Origin of the sequence: Erwinia sp. MMLR14_017 (assembly GCF_033657285.1) — a bacterium.
GTDB lineage: Bacteria > Pseudomonadota > Gammaproteobacteria > Enterobacterales > Enterobacteriaceae > Erwinia.
On record NZ_JAWVWP010000004.1, the window covers coordinates 1 to 21,489 of the forward strand.

Annotated in this window: 22 protein-coding genes; 13 read left to right on the forward strand and 9 right to left on the reverse strand. The window is 56.3% G+C overall.

Annotated features, from left to right (window positions below; all coding sequences use genetic code 11):
- Positions 1-1,841 precede the first annotated feature (1,841 nt).
- Genes hpxZ through SD961_RS07590 form a run of 4 tightly spaced genes read right to left on the reverse strand, consistent with a single transcriptional unit; the run spans position 1,842 to position 5,409 of the window.
- Positions 1,842-2,225: an oxalurate catabolism protein HpxZ gene (hpxZ, locus tag SD961_RS07575; protein WP_318789785.1), complete on the reverse strand. Its 384-nt coding sequence runs from the start codon at positions 2,223-2,225 to the stop codon at positions 1,842-1,844.
- Complete coding sequence (locus SD961_RS07580; protein ID WP_318789786.1) at positions 2,225-3,625, reverse strand: AtzE family amidohydrolase; 1,401 nt, start codon at positions 3,623-3,625, stop codon at positions 2,225-2,227. The genes hpxZ and SD961_RS07580 overlap by 1 nt, the downstream gene beginning before the upstream one ends.
- Positions 3,622-3,810, reverse strand: a complete 189-nt coding sequence (hpxX, locus tag SD961_RS07585; protein ID WP_318789787.1) for an oxalurate catabolism protein HpxX — start codon at positions 3,808-3,810, stop codon at positions 3,622-3,624. Before hpxX ends, SD961_RS07580 begins: the two co-directional genes overlap by 4 nt.
- Before the next feature lie 12 nt (positions 3,811-3,822).
- Positions 3,823-5,409 (reverse strand): gamma-glutamyltransferase family protein, encoded by a 1,587-nt coding sequence (locus tag SD961_RS07590; protein ID WP_318789788.1) that lies wholly within the window; start codon positions 5,407-5,409, stop codon positions 3,823-3,825.
- 196 nt (positions 5,410-5,605) lie between these two features.
- Between SD961_RS07590 and hpxU the strand changes: the two genes are divergently transcribed.
- From hpxU to SD961_RS07640, 10 genes are all read left to right on the forward strand, one after another.
- Positions 5,606-6,445 (forward strand): MurR/RpiR family transcriptional regulator HpxU, encoded by an 840-nt coding sequence (gene hpxU / locus SD961_RS07595; protein WP_306207705.1) that lies wholly within the window; start codon positions 5,606-5,608, stop codon positions 6,443-6,445.
- Between the two features lie 305 nt (positions 6,446-6,750).
- The gene (locus tag SD961_RS07600; RefSeq protein WP_318789789.1) at positions 6,751-7,533 is read left to right on the forward strand and encodes a transporter substrate-binding domain-containing protein; all 783 of its coding nucleotides are present in this window, start codon (positions 6,751-6,753) and stop codon (positions 7,531-7,533) included.
- A gap of 9 nt (positions 7,534-7,542) precedes the next feature.
- A complete protein-coding gene (locus tag SD961_RS07605; protein ID WP_318789790.1) occupies positions 7,543-8,211 on the forward strand; it encodes an amino acid ABC transporter permease in 669 nt (222 codons plus the stop codon).
- The gene (locus SD961_RS07610) at positions 8,208-8,864 is read left to right on the forward strand and encodes an amino acid ABC transporter permease (RefSeq protein ID WP_318789791.1); all 657 of its coding nucleotides are present in this window, start codon (positions 8,208-8,210) and stop codon (positions 8,862-8,864) included. The genes SD961_RS07605 and SD961_RS07610 overlap by 4 nt, the downstream gene beginning before the upstream one ends.
- Positions 8,845-9,582, forward strand: coding sequence for an amino acid ABC transporter ATP-binding protein (locus SD961_RS07615; RefSeq protein ID WP_318789792.1), 738 nt, complete (start codon positions 8,845-8,847; stop codon positions 9,580-9,582). The genes SD961_RS07610 and SD961_RS07615 overlap by 20 nt, the downstream gene beginning before the upstream one ends.
- 31 nt (positions 9,583-9,613) lie before the next feature.
- Entirely contained in the window at positions 9,614-10,843 is a 1,230-nt protein-coding gene (locus SD961_RS07620) for an alanine--glyoxylate aminotransferase family protein (protein WP_318789793.1), read from the forward strand.
- Positions 10,843-12,111: an allantoate amidohydrolase gene (gene hpxK, locus SD961_RS07625; RefSeq protein WP_318789794.1), complete on the forward strand. Its 1,269-nt coding sequence runs from the start codon at positions 10,843-10,845 to the stop codon at positions 12,109-12,111. The genes SD961_RS07620 and hpxK overlap by 1 nt, the downstream gene beginning before the upstream one ends.
- The gene (gene uraD / locus SD961_RS07630) at positions 12,108-12,602 is read left to right on the forward strand and encodes a 2-oxo-4-hydroxy-4-carboxy-5-ureidoimidazoline decarboxylase (protein WP_318789795.1); all 495 of its coding nucleotides are present in this window, start codon (positions 12,108-12,110) and stop codon (positions 12,600-12,602) included. Before hpxK ends, uraD begins: the two co-directional genes overlap by 4 nt.
- The gene (uraH, locus tag SD961_RS07635) at positions 12,599-12,934 is read left to right on the forward strand and encodes a hydroxyisourate hydrolase (RefSeq protein WP_318789796.1); all 336 of its coding nucleotides are present in this window, start codon (positions 12,599-12,601) and stop codon (positions 12,932-12,934) included. The genes uraD and uraH overlap by 4 nt, the downstream gene beginning before the upstream one ends.
- A 102-nt stretch (positions 12,935-13,036) precedes the next feature.
- Positions 13,037-14,365, forward strand: a complete 1,329-nt coding sequence (locus SD961_RS07640; RefSeq protein WP_318790158.1) for a nucleobase:cation symporter-2 family protein — start codon at positions 13,037-13,039, stop codon at positions 14,363-14,365.
- A gap of 62 nt (positions 14,366-14,427) precedes the next feature.
- Here SD961_RS07640 and SD961_RS07645 read toward each other — a convergent pair whose 3' ends face one another.
- The gene (locus SD961_RS07645; RefSeq protein ID WP_318789797.1) at positions 14,428-15,195 is read right to left on the reverse strand and encodes an amidohydrolase; all 768 of its coding nucleotides are present in this window, start codon (positions 15,193-15,195) and stop codon (positions 14,428-14,430) included.
- Entirely contained in the window at positions 15,183-16,343 is a 1,161-nt protein-coding gene (locus SD961_RS07650) for a pyridoxal phosphate-dependent aminotransferase (RefSeq protein ID WP_318789798.1), read from the reverse strand. Before SD961_RS07650 ends, SD961_RS07645 begins: the two co-directional genes overlap by 13 nt.
- A 145-nt stretch (positions 16,344-16,488) precedes the next feature.
- Here SD961_RS07650 and SD961_RS07655 point away from each other — a divergent pair, with 145 nt between their 5' ends.
- From SD961_RS07655 to SD961_RS07665, 3 genes are read left to right on the forward strand one after another with little or no spacing between them, the layout of a single operon-like run.
- Entirely contained in the window at positions 16,489-17,103 is a 615-nt protein-coding gene (locus SD961_RS07655; protein ID WP_318789799.1) for a methylthioribulose 1-phosphate dehydratase, read from the forward strand.
- Positions 17,100-17,789 carry an acireductone synthase gene (gene mtnC / locus SD961_RS07660; RefSeq protein WP_318789800.1) on the forward strand — a complete coding sequence of 230 codons (690 nt, stop codon included), beginning with the start codon at positions 17,100-17,102 and terminating at the stop codon, positions 17,787-17,789. The genes SD961_RS07655 and mtnC overlap by 4 nt, the downstream gene beginning before the upstream one ends.
- Positions 17,786-18,328: an acireductone dioxygenase gene (locus tag SD961_RS07665; RefSeq protein ID WP_318789801.1), complete on the forward strand. Its 543-nt coding sequence runs from the start codon at positions 17,786-17,788 to the stop codon at positions 18,326-18,328. The genes mtnC and SD961_RS07665 overlap by 4 nt, the downstream gene beginning before the upstream one ends.
- A gap of 82 nt (positions 18,329-18,410) precedes the next feature.
- Here the strand turns inward: SD961_RS07665 and SD961_RS07670 are convergent, their stop codons facing one another.
- The 3 genes from SD961_RS07670 to SD961_RS07680 all read right to left on the reverse strand — a co-directional run bounded on the left by SD961_RS07670 (position 18,411) and on the right by SD961_RS07680 (position 21,268).
- Positions 18,411-18,677 (reverse strand): transcriptional regulator, encoded by a 267-nt coding sequence (locus SD961_RS07670; RefSeq protein ID WP_318789802.1) that lies wholly within the window; start codon positions 18,675-18,677, stop codon positions 18,411-18,413.
- Positions 18,678-18,813: 136 nt separating this feature from the next.
- Positions 18,814-20,178: a methyl-accepting chemotaxis protein gene (locus SD961_RS07675; RefSeq protein ID WP_318789803.1), complete on the reverse strand. Its 1,365-nt coding sequence runs from the start codon at positions 20,176-20,178 to the stop codon at positions 18,814-18,816.
- A 310-nt stretch (positions 20,179-20,488) separates the two neighbouring features.
- Positions 20,489-21,268, reverse strand: a complete 780-nt coding sequence (locus SD961_RS07680; protein WP_318789804.1) for a spermidine synthase — start codon at positions 21,266-21,268, stop codon at positions 20,489-20,491.
- Positions 21,269-21,489 lie beyond the last annotated feature (221 nt).

Consider the following 21,489-nt stretch of genomic DNA (forward strand, 5'->3'; position numbering starts at 1 on the left):
TCAGGGAGAATGGGCTGAACACAAAAACGCCGTGAAATCATCCCTGATGGCTGCGAAGCGGCGTCCATGCCGCTTAGCCTTTGCTTATCAGCCCATTCTCCCTTCCCAATAACTTTAGTGTTGCCTGTTGATAAAAACCTGCCAAAGCCAAAGCCAAAGCCAAAGCTTTCGACCTGTTTGATCGCCGAACACACCGGCAAAGCTGAATCTGATGGGTGGCACCACCGGGCACGTTAGCCGAGTGTATGCCGCAGGGATGCGGCATCCAAGCCTACAGGGATGGATACACGACGTCCCGGATAACTGCCCTGTGGTAACGCCTTGCCACCGCACCCGGTTTTGACCTGTATAAGCACTAAACTCGCCAATATGTCTGACGCTGTGGGTCACACGACGAGTTTCGTAATAAGGTGCGCAGAAAAGTCAGGTCGTCTGTGAATTCAGCAAACTGCTCAGGGAGAATGGGCTGAACACAAAAACGCTGTGAACCCCTCCATGGGGGCTGCGAAGCGGCGTCCATGCCGCTTAGCTTTTGCTTATCAGCCCATTCTCCCTTCCCAATAACTTTGGTGTTGCCTGTTGATGAAAACCTGCCAAAGCTAAAGCTAAAGCCAAAACCAAGCTTTCGACCTGTTTGATCGCCGAACACACCGGCAAAGCTGAATCTGATGGGTGGCACCACAGGGCACGTTAGCCGAGTGTATGCCGCAGGGATGCGGCATCCAAGTCTCCAGGGATGGATTCACGACGTCCCGGATAACGTGCCCTGTGGTGACGCCTTGCCACCGCACCCGGTTTTGACCTGTATAAGCACTAAACTCGCCAATATGTCTGACGCTGTGGGTCACACGGCGAGTTTCGTAATAAGGTGCGCAGAAAAGTCAGGTCGTCTGTGAATTCAGCAAACTGCTCAGGGAGAATGGGCTGAACACAAAAACGCCGTGAACCCCTCCATGGGGGCTGCGAAGCGGCGTCCATGCCGCTTAGCTTTTGCTTATCAGCCCATTCTCCCTTCCCAATAACTTTAGCGTTGCCTGTTGATAAAAACCTGCCAAAGCCAAAGCCAAAGCCAAAGCCAAGCTTTCGACCTGTTTGATCGCCGAACACACCGGCAAAGCTGAATCTGATGGGTGGCACCACAGGGCACGTTAGCCGAGTGTATGCCGCAGGGATGCGGCATCCAAGCCTACAGGGAGGTATTTACGGCGTCTCGGATAACGTGCCCTGTGGTGACGCCTTGCCACCGAATCCGGTTTTGACCTGTATAAGCACTAACCCCCCATATGTCTCACACTGTGGGGCACACTGCGAGTTTCGTAATAAGGTGCGCAGAAAAGTCAGGTCGTCTGTGAATTCAGCAAACTGGTCAGGGAGAATGGGCTGAACACAAAAACGCCGTGAACCCCTCCATGGGGGCTGCGAAGCGGCGTCCATGCCGCTTAGCTTTTGCTTATCAGCCCATTCTCCCTTCCCAATAGCTTTAGCGTTGCCTGTTGGTACAAACCTACCTGCCAAAGCCATGTTTTTGACCTGTTTGATCGCCGAACACACCGGCAAAGCTGAATCTGATGGGTGGCACAACAGGGCACGTTAGCCGAGTGTATGCCGCAGGGATGTGGCATCCAGGTCTCCAGGGATGGATTCACGACGTCCCGGATAACGTGCCCTGTGGTGACGCCTTGCCACCGCACCCGGTTTTGACTTTCGGCCGTCCCGGATAACGAGCCCTGTGGTGACGCCTTGTCATCGCACCCGGTTTTGACTTTCGACCGTCCCGGATAACGAGCCCTGTGGTGACGCCTTTTCACCGAATCCGCTTTTGACCTTCAAACAGATCCCACTCAGCTCATCAGACTCACCTGCGCCGCCACAATCCGCCAGCCGCAAGGCAGCTTGACCCAGGTCTGTTGCTGACGGCCGATTTTGTCGCTGCCTTCGCGGGTGAATTCGGTGCTGCACACGGCATAATCTTCACCAAATGTGGTGATCACCGTGTTACGCAACTGGCGATCCAGCCCTTTAGCCGGGCGAGACGCCCGAAAAGCTCTGATCTCTTCAATGCCGTACAGATTTTCCCCGGCCCCCAGTCGCACCGTGCGATCGTCATGCCAGAACAACTCATCCAGCACCACGGTATCATTGCTGATCAGCGCCTCTTCATATCGGTAAAAAGCCGCAGTCACTTCAGCTAAAATCATTGGTCGATCAATATATTCACTTTTCATTATTGTGCACTCAACGTGGCGGGCGCAGCTTTCGCAATACCCATTTTTTCTAACGCCCAGGCCGCGCGCAGGCACGCCTCTTCTTTAAATGGCGCCGCAATCAGCTGCAGGCCAATCGGCAAACCATCCGGCGTTTGCAACGGCACCGTGGTGACCGGCAGCCCCAGGAACGAGATGGGCTGCGTTAACATCCCCATGCTCGCGCGGATCGGCAAATCAGTACCGTTGATATGCATGGTTTCCTGACCAATCAACGTGGCGGTAGCTGGCGTGGCGGGCGCAATCAGCACGTCAAACCGTTCGAACAGCGGTAAAACTTGCTGACGGAAATGGTGGCGGAAACGCTGAGCCTGCACATACCACGCGGAAGGGATCATCGCGCCTGCCAGCAGACGCTCTCGCGAAAGCGGCTCAAACCGTTCAGGCTGAGTGCGTAATGCAGGCAGATAGTGATTTCCCCCCTCCGAAGCGGTGATAATAAAGGCGGCGGTACGCGCCAGTTCGGCTTCCGGAAACAGAACCTCATTCTCTGCGTTCAGCGCCCTGGCTGCCACCGTGACGGCAGCGCGGGCTTCATTGCTGCACCAGGTCTGGAAATAGCCGCCCAGCACAGCGCAGCGCAGGCCTTCCAGCCCATGTTCCAGTAACCGGTGGGCGGGATGAACAGCTTTCTCAGCCTGGAAGCTGTCGTGCGGATCGCGCCCCTGTAGTGAGTCATAGACCAGGGCCAGATCTTCAACGGAGCGGGCAAACGGCCCGATATGATCGAGGCTCGCGACAAACGGCTGGCTGCCGCTGCGGGAAAGACGACCAAAGGTTGGCTTAAGACCAAAAATTCCACATAGCGAAGCCGGAACGCGAATAGAACCGTTGGTATCGGTGCCTAAAGAGAAATTGACCAGCCCAGCAGCAACCGCCGCCGCCGACCCACCAGAAGAGCCGCCAGCGATGCGCTGCACATCGTGTGGGTTTCTGGTTGCGCCGTAATGGCTGTTCTCCGTGGTAAACCCATAAGCATAGGCATCCATATTCAGCATACCGGAGAGCAGGGCGCCTGAGCTGGCCAGCCTGTTCACCGCCCAGCTATCCTGCTTCGCCGCCTGACGATCGCTGAACAGTCTGGCACCCGCCAGCGTAACATGGCCCGCCACGTCAAACAGATTCTTCACCGCGTAGGGTACTGCGGCCAGTGGAGGCAGCGGCAGCCCCTCTTTACGCAGACGATCGAGACGATCGGCCTCATTAAGCATGCGATCCTGAGTCACTTCAGTCCAGGCGTTGATCGCCGGATTCAGCTGCTCTATCTGGCTGAGCGTCTGCTGCGCAATATCCCGCGCACTAAGCTCACCTTTGCTTAACGCGCCCTGTAACTCCTTGATGCTCAGAGAGAGTGGATTCATGCTTTATACACTCCTGCCACTTCGAGACGATCGTCCAGCGGAAAGGCCATCAGCGGCGCCGCCATACCGGCAATGCGGGTGAACTGTACCAGCAGCTCGGCCCGACGCTGGTCGTCTAAGGTTACGCCGAGAACCTGCTCCATCTGTGTCACATAGGCTGCCCAGTCGGGCGAATATTGATTCATGCTCTTCTCCTGTTAAAAACCGGCTGCGCTGCCGTTGCTTCTTGGGTCACATGCCCCTTCCAGCATGCCGTTGGTGTGCCGGACGATGGCACCTGCGTGTCCCACAGCTTCACTGAAGTCAGGCAGGGCCTCTACTTCATGGCCCAGGGCGCGAAGCTGCTCAAAAGTTTCCCGGGAAAAGCGGCTCTCCAGCTTTAACGAGTCAGAGGCCTGGCCCCAGGTCCGGCCCAGCAGCCAGCGTGGCGCGCTGACACATTGTTGAAGCGGCATCCCCTGGACAACGTGGCGGGTAAAAATGGCGGCCTGCGTTTGCGGCTGCCCGTCGCCGCCCATTGAGCCATAAACCATTGTGCGGCCATCGCTCAGCCGTGCGGCGGCGGGGTTCAGCGTGTGGAAAGGCTGTTTGCCTGGTTTCAGCGCCAGAAGGTGGTCGGGATCAAGGCTGAAAGCCGCCCCGCGGTTCTGCCAGGTAATGCCGGTATCTGGCAGCACTACACCGCTGCCAAATTCATGATAAATGCTCTGAATAAACGACACGGCCAGGCCGCTACTGTCCATTACGCCCATCCAGACGGTATCGCCAGGCCCTTTACCCGCGCCCCAGGGGGCGGCCTGCTGATCATCAATTTTTCCCGCCATCTGCGCCAGCAGGTCTGAATCCAGCAGCGCCTGCATCTCTTCCTGCATATGCAGCGGGTCGGTGATATAGCGATCGCGCAGGCTGAAAGCGAGTTTGGTCGCTTCCACAATGCGGTGAACGGTCTCTGTTTCCGTGGCATCACGCATATTTAACCGGCTGGTAATGCCGAGGATCGCCAGGGAAACCAGCCCCTGAGTGGGCGGCGTCATATTATAAATTTCGCCACACTGGTGCTGGATACGCAGCGGCGTCCGGCGTTTTGCCCGGTGATTATGCAGATCTTCAAGGGTGACGGGCATGCCCAGACGGGACATTTCACCCGCCATTTTGCTGGCAAGAGAGCCGCGATAAAAACTCTCCAGTCCCTCTTCGGTCAGCCGGCTCAGCGTATTTGCCAGCGCCGGTTGCGTAAAGCGACTGCCCGCCTTCGGCACTTCACCATCGGGAAGAAAGGTTTGCGCAAAGCCGGGCTGATCCGCCAGCTCATGATATTTGCTGGCGGTAGCGGAGGATTGCGACTGGGTGACCGGAATGCCGTCGGCGGCATAGCGAATGGCATCGGCCAGCAGCCTGGCAACTGGCGTAGGTGTACCGCCAAATTCGGCGGAAACCGCCAGCGCTTCCGCCCAACCACTCACTGTACCCGCCACTGTCAGGGCGGCTTCAGGCCCACGATGGGGAATGGCTGTGGCATTCTTATAAAAAGCGAGATCGGCCAGCGAGCCGGCAGCGCCGCTGGCATCAATGGCAACCGGTTCCCCCTGTGGAGGAACGATCAGCCAGAAGCCGTCTCCGCCCAGGCCATTCATATGCGGATAGACCACCGCTATGGTCGCCGCAGCGGCAACCATAGCTTCAATGGCATTGCCTCCTTCACGCAGAACTGCCAGGGCGCTTTCACTGGCAAGATGGTGAGGAGCGACGGCCATACCCAACGGGGCGATATTACTCTGTATCATTCCGGTCTCTTTTTTCAGGGTTACAGGGGAGTAGGAAAGCAAGAGCTGTTCCAGTTTGTCAGCAAGAAAAGGTTAATTGCCTCTCTGCTCATAAGGTCGGGACAAAATTGCTGGCTGACGGCAAAATAAGTTTCCCGTTCGGGCACGCAATTTGTATAAACAGATCCTCTGAAACAAAAGTTACAAGGTCAACGCTATGAAGCAGCTCGATGAACGTCTGAGAAGCCATTATCCCCAGCTCTCCCCACAGGAGCAGCGGGTAGGGGATTTTGTCTTCGATCATTTTGACGATCTGATCAGCTATAACAGCGCCGAACTGGCAAGGCTCAGCGGTGTCTCCAAGGCCACGGTCAGCCGCCTTTTCAAGCGGCTTGGCTATGAAAAATATAAAGATATGCGCGACGAGCTGCGTACGCTTCGTCAGAGCGGGATGCCGTTAACCGACAACCGTGATGCAGTGCAGGGCAACACCTTACTCGCCCGGCATTACAAGCAGGAGATGGCGAATCTGACCCAGTGGGTAAACGGCATTGATGCCACGCAGTTTGGCGAAGTGGTGCAGCAACTGGCCAGCAGCAAGCGCGTGTTTATCGTTGGGCTGCGTAACGCTTACCCGGTTGCGCTGCACCTCCGGCAGCAGCTGTTGCAGGCCAGAGGGGGCGTTCAGGTGCTGCCTCAGCCAGGTCAAACGCTCTCTGAAGAGCTGGTGGAAGTGACGCAGAACGACATGGTAGTGGTACTCGCTTTCCGCCGCCGCCCGCGCATCATCAAGCCTTTACTTCAGCAGTTACAGCTGGACGCCATCCCAACGGTGGTGGTTTGCGAACCTCAGGCTCAGGCTGTTATCGCGCTGGCCCGCTGGCAACTCTGCGCGCCGCTGGACAGCGTTTCCGCTTTTGACAGTTACGCTTCAGCCAACAGCCTGATAAATCTGCTGGCCAATGCTGTGCTGCATGAGCTTTTAAGCGAAGGCCGCCAGCGCATCCATCAGATAGCCGATCTCTACAGCCAGCTGGATGAGCTGGAACAGCGGTAATGGGGCACCCTTTTGGTGCTTTGCCTTTTTTTGGGGCGGATCTTCCCACCGATTTGCTGCCTTCTTCTGAGCGGGCACAGCAACGTGCCTGACAGCAAAGCAATCGTTTGCCTGGTGAGATTTCTCCAGTTAATGCTTAACCGCCCGTTTCCGCACTCTTTTTCCCTGACCATCTTCTCCCCGCTGGCTCTCTTTACCCGGCAGAAATAAATTTTCTCCGTCGCTTCTTCTCGCTGGCACATTAGTTGCAAATAAACTCTTCAAGAATCTTTCGTTTCATGTTTTTATTATTCGGGGAACACCAGATGAAAAAAGTATTACTGGCAGTAGTAGGCGCGGCTCTGATGTTAACGCAGGTAACGGCCAAGGCCGACCAGCTACAGAATATTGAAAAGCGTGGCGTTTTACGCGTTGCGGTGCCGCAGGATTTTCCGCCGTTTGGTTCAGTCAGCACCGATTTACAGCCGCAGGGCTACGACATTGATATGGCGAAATACCTCGCGAAACAGATGAAACTTAAGTTGCAACTGGTGCCCGTTACCAGCGCCAACCGCGTACCTTATCTGCAAACCGACAAGGTGGACCTGGTGATTTCCAGCCTGGGCAAAAACCCGGAACGTGAAAAAGCGATCGCCTTCAGCCGCGCTTACGCACCGTTCTTTCTGGGCGTTTTCGGCCCGAAAGAGGCTGAACTGAAAGATGCCGCTGCGCTGAGCGGCAAATCTATCGGCGTGACTCGCGGCGCGGTGGAAGACATGGTGTTAACGGATCTGGTGCCAAAAGATGCCCAGCTGAAACGCTATGAAGATAACAACACTACACTCTCGGCTTACCTCTCCGGTCAGGTGCAGTATGTGGCGACCGGTAATCTGGTGGTAGCCGCCATTGCCCGTCAGAACGCAGATAAAGCGCCGGTGGCAAAATTTATGCTGAAGAATTCGCCGTGCTTTATCGGTATGCGTAAAGATGAACCTGCGCTGAAAGCAAAAGTGGACGTGCTGATTGAGCAGGCGATCAAAGACAAAACCCTGAATGCGCTCTCGGAAGAGTGGCTGAAAGCGCCGCTGCCTGCAGACCTCGGCGCGTAAGGGTTGCTGATGATTGGGCAACTTGATTTTCCTGCATTGTGGCCTTACTGGCCGGAACTGCTTTCCGGCCTCTGGATCACTATCCAGCTAACCGTTCTGGCCACCATTGGCGGCGTGGCGCTGGGCATTCTTGGCGCCGCTCTGCGCAGCGGAAAACCCTCGTTGATTAGCCGTCTGTGGGGCTGTTATGTGGAGCTGATCCGCAACACGCCCTTTGTGGTACAGCTGTTTTTTATCGTGTTTGGCCTGCCGAATCTCGGGCTGAAACTCACCGCCGGGGAAGCGGCGCTGCTGGCAATGCTGATTAATCTGGGCGCCTACAGCACGGAGATTATTCGTGCCGGGATTCAGGTTACGCCAAAAGGGCAGTGGGAAGCTGGACGCGTGCTGGGATTAACCCGGACGCAAACCTTTATGCGCGTGGTGTTGCCGCCTTCACTGAAGCGGATCTACCCGGCGCTGGTCAGTCAGTGCATTATCGTGATGCTTGGTTCTTCGGTGGTGTCGCAGGTCTCTTATGAAGAGCTGACGTTTGCCGCCAACCTGATCCAGTCGCGCACTTTCCTGAGTTTCGAGGTTTATCTGGTGACCACGCTTATCTACCTGGCGTTGTCGATTGTGATGCGCCAGCTGCTGCTGGCCGCGGGCCGTAAATGGTTAGGGAGTGCGCAGGGATGAGTACGTTTACCGACTGGGACATTCTGCGCAATTTGCTGCTGGCTGCCCGCTGGACGATTTTGCTGTCACTGACCGCCTTTGTGGGCGGCACCATCGTGGCCCTGCCGCTGGTAATGGTACGGCTGACCCGCCGTCGCTGGCCGATGCGCCTGATCCGCGCTTACATAGAGCTGTTCCAGGGCACGCCGCTGCTGATGCAGCTCTTCCTGGCCTTTTTTGGCGTGGCGCTGTTTGGTATTGACGTTTCGCCGTGGACCGCCGCCTCGCTGGCCCTGACCTTTTACACCAGCGCTTTTCTGGTCGATATCTGGCACGGCAGTATCCTTGCCCTGCCAAAAGGGCAGTGGGAAGCATCGCGCTGCCTGGGGTTGAACTTCGGCCAGACGTTATACCGCGTGGTGTTACCGCAGGCGTTACGTATTGGCATTGCGCCAACCGTGGGCTTTGCCGTACAGGTGATCAAAGGCACCGCGCTGGCCTCTATCATTGGCTTTGTCGAGCTGACCAAAGCCGGCACCATTCTGAACAACGTGACCTTGCAACCCTTTAAAGTTTTCGGACTGGTGGCCGCGGGCTACTTCCTGATGTGTTATCCGCTGTCCCGCTACAGCCAGTACCTGGAGAAGAAATTCAATGCCGCTCATCACCATTAATCAGGTGCAGAAATATTATGGCGAGAACCACGTGCTGAAAGGCGTGGATCTCGATGTTGATATGGGGGAGGTCATCTCTATTATCGGCCGCAGCGGCTCGGGTAAAAGTACCCTGTTGCGCTGCATCAACGGGCTGGAAGGTTATCAGGAAGGCAGCATCAAGCTGGGCGGCATGACCATCACCGACAGGGATTCTCAGGCGCGGGAAATCAGCCGCTCCGTTGGCATGGTGTTCCAGAACTTCAACCTGTTCCCGCATATGACCGCGCTGGAAAACGTCATGCTGGCACCCAGGCGGGTGCTGAAAAAGAGCGAAGCGGAATGCCGATCCCTCGCGGCGCAGATGCTGGAAAAAGTGGGGCTGGGCGACCGGATGGACTACTTCCCGTCGAACCTTTCGGGCGGTCAGCAGCAGCGCGTGGCAATAGCCCGTGCGCTGGCCATGTCCCCGAAAGTGCTGCTGTGTGATGAGATCACCTCGGCGCTGGACCCGGAGTTGGTGGGCGAAGTACTTAAAGTGCTGGAGCAGTTAGCCAGAGAGGGGATGACGCTGATCCTGGTGACCCACGAAATGAACTTTGCCCGTGAAGTGGGCGACCGCGTGGTGTTTATGCATCAGGGGCGCGTATGGGAGCAGGGCGACAGCAAAAGCGTATTCGCCAACCCGAAGTCGCAGGAACTTAAACAATTTATCTCATCGGTGCGCGGCCTGAGCTAAGCGCCGGTTCGGTCAGAGAAGGAATGAATGGATGAAATACTCACAGATTAACCCGCCGCAGCGCCTGCTGATGGGGCCAGGACCGATCAATGCCGACCCGCGCGTGCTGCGCGCCATGTCCAGTCAGTTGCTCGGGCAATACGATCCGGCGATGACGCACTACATGAACGAAGTGATGGAGCTTTATCGTGGCGTGTTTCGCACCGAAAACAGGTGGACGTTGCTGATCGACGGCACCTCACGCGCCGGGATTGAGGCTATCCTGCTTTCCGCTATCCGCCCTGGCGATAAAGTGCTGGTGCCGGTATTTGGCCGTTTCGGCCATCTGCTGTGTGAAATTGCCCGCCGCTGCCGTGCTGAAGTGCACACTATTGAGGTGCCGTGGGGAGAAGTGTTCACCCCTGACCAGATTGAGGATGCCATTAAAACTGTCCGCCCGCGCCTGCTGCTGACGGTGCAGGGCGACACTTCCACCACCATGCTGCAACCGCTGGAAGAGCTGGGCGCTATCTGCAAAAAGTATGGCGTGCTGTTCTATACCGACGCCACCGCCTCGATTGCCGGTAACGTGCTGGAAACGGACGCGTGGGGGCTGGATGCCGTCTCCGCAGGCATGCAAAAGTGCCTGGGCGGCCCTTCAGGCACTTCTCCCATCACCCTCAGCCCGCAGATGGAAGCGGCGATCCGCAAGCGTAAATGCGTGGAGGAGGGCATCCGCACGGCGGCGCACCAGGATGGGGATGATGAGATGATCTACTCGAACTACTTCGATCTCGGGATGATCATGGATTACTGGGGGCCGGAGCGGCTGAATCACCATACTGAAGCGACCAGCGCACTGTTTGGCGCCCGCGAATGCGCGCGTCTGATCCTGCAGGAGGGGCTGGATAACGGCATCGCACGGCACAAGCTACACGGCGATGCGCTGTTAAAAGGCATTCAGGGTATGGGACTTGAGACCTTCGGCAACCTGAAATACAAAATGAATAATGTGCTGGGGGTAATGATTCCGCCGGGCGTTAACGGCGACCAGGTTCGCAAGCTGATGCTGGACGATTTCGGCATTGAAATCGGCACCTCCTTTGGGCCGCTGCACGGCAAAGTGTGGCGCATCGGCACCATGGGTTATAACGCCCGCAAAGATTGCGTGATGCAAACCCTGAGCGCGCTGGAGTCGGTACTTAACTATCTGGGGTTCAGCACCACCCAGGGCGCCGCGATGCAGTCAGCCTGGGATCATTACGCCAACGGGAGCTGCTGATGAGTGATGGCCTGATAAGTGCCGCCAGCGCAGCGCAGGCGGCCGCCAGAGTGATGGCGCGTTGCGATCGTCTGGCGGAGATCTCTGAAACGCCGGGCTTTCTGACGCGCGTCTATCTCTCGCCGGAACATTTACAGGCTAACGCGCTGGTCGGTGAGTGGATGCGCGCAGCCGGTATGCGCGTCTGGCAGGATAGCGTGGGCAATATCTGCGGTCGCTATGAAGGACTTGAGCCTGGGGCACCGGCGCTGCTGCTCGGCTCTCATCTTGATACGGTTCGTAACGCGGGACGTTACGACGGCATGCTTGGCGTGGTGACGGCGATTGAAACCGTGCAGGCGCTGCATCAACAGCAACTGCGCTTACCGCTGGCGATTGAAATTATTGGTTTTGGTGACGAAGAGGGCACGCGGTTTGGCATCACTCTGCTGGGCAGCCGTGGCCTTACCGGCACCTGGCCGGAAAGCTGGATCAGCCATCCCGACGGCAACAGTATCACCGTGGCGCAGGCGATGGCGGATGTGGGGCTGGATGGGGACGCCGTGCATCAGGCGGCTCGTGAAGTCAGCGATATCGCGGCCTATCTTGAACTGCATATTGAGCAGGGGCCTTGCCTGGAGCAGGAGAACCTTGCGCTGGGCGTGGTCACCGCTATCAACGGCGCGCGTCGTCTGAACTGCCAGTTTGTCGGCGAAGCGGGCCACGCCGGTACGGTGCCAATGTCACACCGTAAAGATGCCCTGGCCGCTGCGGCGGAATGGATGGTGTACGTTGAACAGGCTGCGCCGAAGCATGGCCCACAGCTGGTGGCGACGGTAGGCACGTTGCAATGCTCGCCGGGTGCGGTCAACGTCATTCCGGGCGTTGTGGCGCTGACGCTGGACGTGCGCGGGCCTGAAGATCAGCCGCTGGCAGAGCTGCTCTCTGACCTGCTGACCCAGGCGGAAGCGATCGCGCTGCGGCGCGGGCTGACCTTCCGTTCAGACGAATATTACCGCATCCCCGCCACGCGCTGCGATGAAGGGTTGCAGGCTACCTTAACGCGTGCGGTTTCCGGTGTGCAGGGTCGCAGCCTGGCGCTGCCGAGTGGTGCCGGACATGATGCCATTGCCATTGCGGAACGCTGGCCGGTTGGCATGCTGTTTGTGCGCTGCGATGGCGGTATCAGCCATCATCCGGCGGAATCGGTAAAGGAGAAAGATGTCGCTCTGGCGATCCAGGCTTATGCCCGGGCGGTATTTGATGTGGCATCAGGAGGCGGAGAATGACGCTGGATGAGTTCAATCAGGCACCTGTGACGCAGGCGAGCGAGCAGCTGGCCCACTGCGTTGCCATCCCGGCGTGGAGAGCCGCGCTGGTGACGGCAAGGCCGTTTTCCTCACTGGATGCCCTGCTGAACCAGGGTGATGCGCTGGCGCGCCAATGGGATGAGCAGGCGCTGAATCAGGCGTTATCGGCGCATCCGCGTATTGGTGAAAAAGCGCAGGGCAATAGCAAAGAAGCGGGGCTTTCACGCGGCGAACAGGCCAGCGTGAATGCGCAGGATACGGCATTAAAGCAGGCGTTGCAGGCGGGAAATGCTGCCTACGAGCAGCGTTTTGGTCACGTATTTTTGATCCGCGCAAAAGGCCGTAGCGGTGAAGAGATGCTGGCAGAGCTGCAGCGACGTCTGACTAACGATCCACGGCAGGAGCAGCAGGAAGCGCTGGATCAGCTACGTGAAATAACCCTGTTGCGCCTTAAGGAGACCTTTGCATGAATACCATAACTACCCATGTACTGGATACCGCCCTGGGGAAACCGGCGGCTGGCGTCAATATCCTTTTAGAACAGCAGATAGCGCAGGGCTGGCAAACTGTTGCCAGGGGCGCTACCGATAGCGACGGGCGCATTAAAGATCTGACGCCGGAAGGCCTGGCGGCTGGCCGGTATCGTCTGGTTGCCGATCTCGCCAGCTATTTTGCCGCCAGCGGACGTGAAGCCCTTTACGTCAGCGCGCAGATCGATTTCCTCCTTCCTGAAGCAGGCAGTCACTATCATCTGCCTTTTCTGATCTCTCCCTGGTCGTGGTCCACCTACCGCGGCAGCTGATTGGGCTACTTAATGTCTCCCTGTGGGCGGGCTGACTCCCGGCCCGCCCACAGGGAGGGTAAAACCGCCTGTTGCGACAGGTAAACAGTGAAAGGTGTCATGATGAGCGTCAGGCCAGAAGATACGCGTTATCCGGCAGGGAAAACCTTTGCCTGGGGATTGCAGCACGTACTGACAATGTATGGCGGCATTATCGCTCCGCCCTTGATTATTGGTTCTGCCGCCGGACTGCACGGCGCAGAGTTGGGGCTGCTGATTACGGCTGCGCTGTTTGTCAGCGGCTTCGCCACCCTGTTGCAGGCGCTGGGCGTGCCGGGGTTTGGTTCGCGGCTGCCGTTGGTGCAGGGAGTATCGTTTGCCGGGGTGGCAACCATGGTCACACTGGTTACCAGCGGCGGCGGCCTGCCGGTTGTCTTTGGTGCGGTTATCGCCTCTTCGCTGATTGGCCTGCTGATTGCACCGCTGTTTGCCCAGATCATTCGCTTCTTTCCCCCTGTGGTCACCGGCACGGTAATTACTGCAATTGGCCTTTCACTGATGCCGGTGGCGACCCGCTGGGCGATGGGCGGAAACCCAAAGGCTCCAGACTGGGGCTCAACGGCAAATATTGGCCTGGCTGCGATGACCCTCGGGCTGGTGTTGTTCCTTAACCGCATCGGAAACAGCACGGTGAAGCGATTAGCGGTGCTGCTGGCGATGGTGCTGGGGACGCTGTTTGCCGTGCTGAAGGGGAGCACGCATTTTTCTTCGGTGCTGCAAGGCGACTGGGTGGCAATGCCGGGAATAATGACCTTTGGCCTGCCGGTGTTCGACGTGGCGGCGATTCTGTCGATGACGCTTATCGTTCTGGTTCTACTGACGGAGACGACAGCGGGGCTGATCGCCATTGGCGAGATTGTGGGCACCGAAGTGGATGGCAAACGCATCGCCAGCGGTCTGCGGGCCGATATGCTGACCAGCGCGCTGTCGCCGGTGTTCAACTCGTTTCCGCAAAGCGCGTTTGCGCAAAACATTGGCCTGGTGGCGATTACCGGGATCAAAAGCCGTTATGTGGTGGCAGCAGGCGGAGGGATTCTGGTGCTGTTGGGGTGCCTGCCGGTACTCGGCAGAATAGTGGCGGCGGTGCCGATGCCGGTACTGGGCGGAGCAGGCGTGGTGCTGTTTGGCACCGTGGCCGCCAGCGGGATCCGCACGCTGGCAAAAGTGGATTACAAAGAGAACATGAACCTGGTGATTGTCGCCACTTCCCTTGCTTTTGGCATGATCCCCATCGTGATGCCGTCGTTCTATGACCACTTCCCCGACTGGGTACGCACTATTTTCCATTCAGGCATCAGCGCCGCCTGCCTGGTGTCGGTGGTGCTGAATATCCTCTTTAACAGCGTGGCAAAGCAACCGGTAAGCGTGCAGCCCTCTCAGAAGAGAAATTGAGCGCGAACGCAAAGCAAAATAAAACCCGCCAGCGGCGGGTTTTTTTATACCAGCGCCAGAGGTTACAGGTTGAAAGCGTCGGCATCGCGCCAGGCGGGGAAGCGTTCACGGTATTCCCGCAGGGTTTCCAGCGACAGTTCGGCGTTCAGGATCGCAGGCTGGTGCGCTTCGCCTGCTGCCAGAATCTCGCCCTGCGGGCTGATAATCCGGCTGTCGCCGCTGTAGTGATGATTATTACCATCGCTGCCGACACGGTTACAGCCAGCGATATAAGCCTGATTTTCAATAGCACGAGCCAATAGCAGCGCCTGCCAGTGACCGGCGCGCGGTGCGGGCCAGTTAGCGACATAGAGCGCCAGGTCATAGTCATTAGCATTGCGTGAAAACACCGGGAAGCGCAGGTCATAACAGACCTGAGGCAGAATGCGCCAGCCGCGCCACTCAACAATTTCACGGCGATCGCCCGCCAGGTAGTGATGGTGCTCATCAGCCATGCGGAACAGGTGGCGCTTGTCGTAATGGTGAACTTTGCCGTCCGGTTCCACCAGCAGAAAACGGTTCACCGCCCCTTTTTCCGTCTGGAGAGCCGCACTGCCACCGACCATCGCCCTGGTGGCTCTGGCCTTCTCATGCAGCCATTCGATCACGCGCGCCTGCGGCAGCGAGCTTTTCGCCGCTTCCATCGCAAAACCGGTGGTAAACATCTCCGGCAGGATAATCAGGTCACGTCCCTGCAGGTCCGCCAGTAGCCTGTCAAAGAAGGCGAGGTTCGCTTCGCCCTCCATCCAGACTAGCGGCTGCTGTAACACGGTGAGGTTTAAAGTTGACACAGGCGCTCCGCAGCAGCATCCAGCGTGGCTTCCTGCTTGGCAAAGCACAGGCGGATCAGTTTATGAGGAAAGGCGTCGGCGCAGAACACCGACAGCGGAATAGCCGCCACGCCCACTTCTTTGGTCAGCCACTGACAGAACGCCACATCATCCAGGTCAGAAATGGCGCTGTAGTCAGCCAGCAGGAAGTAGGTGCCCTCACACGGCAGAACCTCCAGCCGACTGCTTGCCAGCGCCTGCACAAAGCGGTCACGGCGGGCACGGTAGAATGCCGGCAGCTCGCGGTAATGCTCTGGTTCAGCGTTGAGCATATCCGCCAGCGCCAGCTGCGCCGGTGTATTTACCGAGAAGGTAAGATACTGATGCACTTTACGTACTTCAGCCATCAGCGCGGCGGGTGCCACGCAGTAGCCTACTTTCCAGCCGGTCATATGAAAGGTTTTGCCAAATGAGGAGACCGCAATAGCGCGCTCACGCAGCTCTGGATGTGCCAGCACGCTGGCATGGCCCTGGTCGGCAAAACAGATGTGCTCATACACTTCATCGCTCAGGATATAAATTTCCTGCTCTTTCACAGCCTGCCACAGCGCGGCAAAATCGCTTTTCTGCCAGACGGTGGCAGAAGGGTTGTGCGGCGTATTCAGGATCACCAGACGGGTACGTGGCGAAAGCAGAGCGGCAAATTCCTGCCAGTCCACGCGGAACAAAGGCGGCTGCAGGGCAATACGCTTTGTCACGCCGCCCGCCAGGGTAATGGCTGGCGCATAGCTGTCGTAGCTGGGATCAAAGCAGATCACTTCGTCGCCAGGGCGCACCAGCGCGGTAATCGCCGCATAAAGCGCTTCAGTAGCGCCGGAGGTCACGGTAACTTCGCTATTGCTGTCAGGCCGGTAGCCATAGAGTTCGGCACTCTTGGCGGCAATCGCATCGCGCAGCGGCTGGACGCCAGTCATCGGCGCATACTGATTCGCGCCGGCGCTGACATGATGTGCCAGACGCGCTTTCAGATAATCGGGGCCGTCAAAGTCAGGAAAGCCCTGCGACAAATTGATGGCGTTATGCTGCTGTGCCAGCGCGCTCATTTGCGTGAAGATAGTGGTGCCCAGTGCAGGCAGTTTGCTCTCGGGAATTAGCGAAGTCTGGCTCATAAAGAGTGGCCCTAACGGTTTTTAAGATGTGTCAGCCCTGTGTTGCTGCCACTATAGCGTCGATGCTACTATTTGGCAATCGAGACGCTTAGACGTCCAAATGGCGCTGACTGACCGGAAAAGAGCCGACAAAATAAGGAAAGGTATGAGCATAACCCCGCAATTGGATCAGCTGGTAGAAGCGTGTCACTGGATCGGAGCGAAAGGGTGGGCACCCGCGACGGGCGGTAATATGTCAGTACGTCAGGACAGGGAGTATTGCCTGCTCAGTGAGTCGGGCAAAGATAAAGGCGCACTGACAAGTGACGATTTCATTCAGGTAGAGATCGCCACTAATCGGGTCCCCTCCGGACGCAAACCTTCGGCTGAAACCGGGCTACACACGCTGATTTATCGCCTGTTTCCTGAGGCGGGCGCCGTGCTGCATACCCACACTGTCAACGCAACAGTGCTTTCGCGCGTTGAGAAAAGCCCTGCCGTTGTTTTGCAGGGTTATGAAATGCAGAAAACTTTGGCCGGGCAGCGCTCGCATCTTGATGCCGTAGCGGTTGCGCTGTTTGATAACGATCAGGATATTGATGCTCTGGCAGAACGTATCGCCCGGTTTGCAGAGACAACGCCGCTGCGTTACGGTTTTTTGCTGCGGGGACATGGGCTGACCTGCTGGGGAAAAGATGTGAACGAAGCCCGTCGTCATCTTGAAGGTCTGGAATTCCTGTTCCAGTGTGAATTACAACGTCGTGTGCTGGAGGCCAAATGATCCGCGCGATTATTACCGATATTGAAGGAACGACCAGCGATATCCGCTTTGTTCACAACGTACTCTTCCCCTATGCGCGGGAGAATCTGGCCGCCTTTATTGCCGCCTTCCAGCATCGGGAGGATGTGGCGATGGCGCTGACCGATCTGCGTGATGAGATTGCTCAGCCTCAGGCGCCGGTTGAAGATCTGATTACCGTGCTGTTTGGTTTTATGGATGAAGACCGTAAATCTACCGCGCTGAAAGCCCTGCAGGGAATGATTTGGCACGATGGCTACGTCAGCGGCAGTTTTACCGGCCATCTCTACCCGGACGTTCTGCCTGCTCTGGAGCGGTGGCGTCAGCAATCGGTTGATCTCTATGTTTATTCCTCCGGCTCGGTAGCGGCGCAGAAATTGTTATTTGGCTACAGCGATGAAGGTGATATCACTGTGTTGTTCAGCGGCTATTTTGATACGCATGTCGGCGCCAAGCGTGAAGTGAACGCCTACCGCACTATTGCGGCTGAAATTGGCCTGCCTGCCCACGAGCTGCTGTTTTTATCGGATATTCATCAGGAGCTGGATGCCGCGCAGGAAGCGGGCTGGAACACCGTGCAGTTACTGCGTGGCGAAGCGGATGCGCAAAGCCGCCATCGTCAGGTAAACCGATTTGATCAAATCAACCTGGAGCTATTTACCTCATGAGTGCACTCACTATTTTTACCGACAGCGAAGCGACCGCGCCGATCTGGCACAGCACCGATGCTGAAGAAATTCGTCAGCAGTTGAATGCCAAAGAAGTGCGTTTCGAACGCTGGGAAGCCGATCGCGATCTGGGTGAAAACCCCGCGCCCGAGGCGGTGATCACCGCTTATCAGCACGCCATCGACAAGCTGGTGGCCGAAAAAGGGTATCAGAGCTGGGATGTGATCAGCATGCGTGCCGACAATCCTCAGAAAGAGACGTTAAGAGGAAAATTCCTCTCTGAGCATACCCATGGCGAAGATGAAGTTCGTTTCTTTGTGGAGGGGGCCGGGCTCTTCTGTCTGCATCTGGATGGACATATTTACCAGATCCTCTGCGAGAAGAACGATCTGATCTCCGTTCCGGCCGGCACGCCGCACTGGTTTGATATGGGTTCTTCGCCGCATTTCACCGCCATCCGTATCTTCGATAACCAGGAAGGGTGGATCGCTAACTTCACCGGCGACACTATTGCCGATGCCTATCCGCGTCTTCCTTAACCTTCAGCAGTGCGGAGAAGTGCTGGAATAGCGACTCCGCGCCCCGTCTGGTGGCGAAGGATGAACAGACGTTTTGCCTCACTCAGCTCTGTTTTTTGGAATGGGGTTGCAGGGTGAAATAGGGGTGCCGGTCTGCCAGCAGCAGCAGGAGTTCATATTCGCCCTGGCTGAGCGGGGAGGGATTTTTAAGTGTCTCTTTTGTTTGCCAGACACGCAGGCTGACATCAAACCGCTCTGCGGCGTTTTCCTGCGAGAAATTGGCGGCTTGTCGTAATTCACGCACGTTGGTCATGACGGGAACGGGGGCAAATTTTTTCAGCGGATGCTCCTTAAAACGAAGAGAATTCATGTATTGAAGCCCCTTCTTAAAAAAACGCGCTGCTCACATGGAGCAGCGCGCTGAGAGAGTGAAAATATCATCTCAGGATGAGTTACGTGTTAACCGGTTGCGATATTGGGCTGACAACAAAAAGCTACAGCACAGGTCACATTGCTGGCAGCGTGAAACGGCTGATAACGCTGCCAAGAGCCTCTGTTCTGCCGCTCAGGCTGTCGGCAGAAGCGGATACCTGCTGAACCAGAGTAGCATTTTGCTGCGTAACGCGATCCAGCTCGGCAACGGCAAGTGTCACCTGAGAAATTCCTTTACTCTGCTCATCAGAGGCAAGGGCAATCTGCCCGATAAGCTCGTTAACACTTCCCACGCCACGCAGGATCTCATCCATGGAGTGACCTGCGCTGGCGGCGGCGCGGCTACCTTCACCAATACGCGCCAGGGTATCTGCAATCAGCCCCTCAATTTCTCTGGCCGCCGTGGCGCTTCTTTGGGCCAGGGTGCGCACTTCGGATGCCACCACCGCAAAGCCACGTCCCTGTTCCCCAGCCCGTGCAGCCTCAACCGCTGCATTAAGCGCCAGAATATTGGTCTGAAAAGCAATGCCGTTGATAGTGGCAGTGAACTGCCTGATTTTTTCCGATCCTTGCTCAATACCGCTCATAGCGGAGACCACGGTTTTTACCATCTGCTCACCCTTCTGCGTGGTATGGGTAGTCACGCCAGCCAGCTCGCTCGCCTGGCGGGCATTTTCGGCACTGTGCTTAACCGTTGCGGTAATCTCTTCCATACTTGCAGCGGTCTGTTCTACGGCTGCGGCCTGCGTGGCCGTTCTGCCGGAAAGATCGCTGTTACCTCCGGCGATCTCTCCCGCTTCACGGTGCAACAGCACGGCGTTGTCACGCAGGGCGAGCACGGTATCAAGCAGACTGCGCTGCATCTCCCTGACCAGAGGGACCAGCTGACCAACACAGTTTCGACCTGAATCTTCCACTTCCTGCGTCAGATCGCCATCGGCAATAACCCGAAAATGGGCGCGGATTTTCGCTACCGGACGTACCAGATGCACGACCAGATAGCGATCGCAAAAGATCAGCAGCGCCGCGGCGACAAACAGTGCGATCAGGAAGATCTGGTCAAGCTGAGTACTTTCCGCTCTCAAAGCAGCATGATCGGTAATCAGCTCCTGTTGAAGAGCGGTAAGGCGCTCCTGCGCCGCCGCCGCATAATTTGGCGCACCTGTGCTGAGCACGCTTCTGTAGGTATCCCAGGCCGCGTCCAGCGGTACGGCAGGCAGCAAAGCTGCCCTCTCTGTTACCGTGCCTTGCTGCATAACAGCACCAGCCTGGTTCAAAAATACCAGCTGTTGTGCCAGGAGATTTGTATGGTCTGCATGACGGTTAATTTCACGTATGACCAGCGTTCCGTAGCCTGTAGCCAGTGCCATCAGGCTTAATACGGCGATAAGTATCCACAATACGACGCGGCGTATGGTGAAGTTTCTGAGAAATTGCATCTGTTTTCCCTGGTGTTGACTGGTAAATGATGTCGCTAATCATTATTGGTTTTATATAGAGCGCGCTTAAATAGTGCGCTATGTGTAATATCCTGGCACATCCCGGAAAAAATGAAACAGTGAGTCAGCAAGAAATTTCAATCGTGAAAATTGGATTATTTCATTAAAGAAAATGCAAATGACGGCAGGCCTCTTCCGCTGTGGCGCAGCGTGAAAAAGTGACTCTTTAAACGTTTATTACTATTGCAGGAAAAGGGGAGAGAAGAGGAAAGAAGATAATAGTGAAAGGGAGCGCCAGACTGTTGCAGGATCAAACCCAGCGAGAGAGTTTAGTGGATAATAGTTTGAAATCGTAAAGCGAAGAGGGAGAAACAGAACGGCATTTTTTTCTTAACAGTTCTGTCTCAGCAACCTTGACTGATTGTGTTGCGTAGAGGACAACATTACCGCTGGGCGTAGTACAGTATAATAAAGTGCCAAAATAGCCGCTGAACATCTCTAAAAGCGTGGGGGAATGAATCGGGGAAATATGATAATTCATTACCAGCCAGCCATCAGGGGTGAGTGAGGCAGCACAATTTTTAATAAACTCCCCCATTTTTTGCAGTGAAACCATATCTTCTGCCGAGTACAAATCGGAAAATATATGCGAGTACTTTGTTTTATTTTTTTCCATAAAAGATCCGGCGTCCTGAGCAAAATAAGAGATATTGTTAACATCAGGAATAAAAAAGTATTTCCTCGCAATAGTGATGACTTTTTTTCTCAGCTCAACGACATCTATGCTGACCTCACTATCATAATCGTGAAGCCCGCGAACGAGGCTGCCGCCGCCAAGCCCGAGTACCAGCACTGACTGGGGCTTTTCCAGGGCGGCCGACATCAGCATCGCCTTGATATAGTTATGAACCGGCACCTCAGGATGGTTCCTGTTCATTTTGGTCTGTTCAAAGATACTATCGAATCTCATAATCCGATAATTTCTCTTATCGACCACAAAAATAGTGCCATACCGATCTCTTTCACTCGCCACCTTGATTTCATCTTTGTGGGGAAGAGAGAGAGCTGAAAATAATTTTTCAAAAGGCATGTATCACCAAATTGTCGCCTGGCAGAGAAGAGGGCGTGTTTTTTGCTAAATACACACGCTTTGAATTAACTATTAAATCACAAAGGTAAGCCTGCCTGCCAGTCGGAGTATAGCGCCCGCAAGAGAACTATCCGCAGCGAGCGCAGTCACTTCATTGATTCAGCAGAAAGAGAGTGCTTGTTCTGCCGCGCTGCTTCTTACCTGAAAACGCCTGTTCTGGA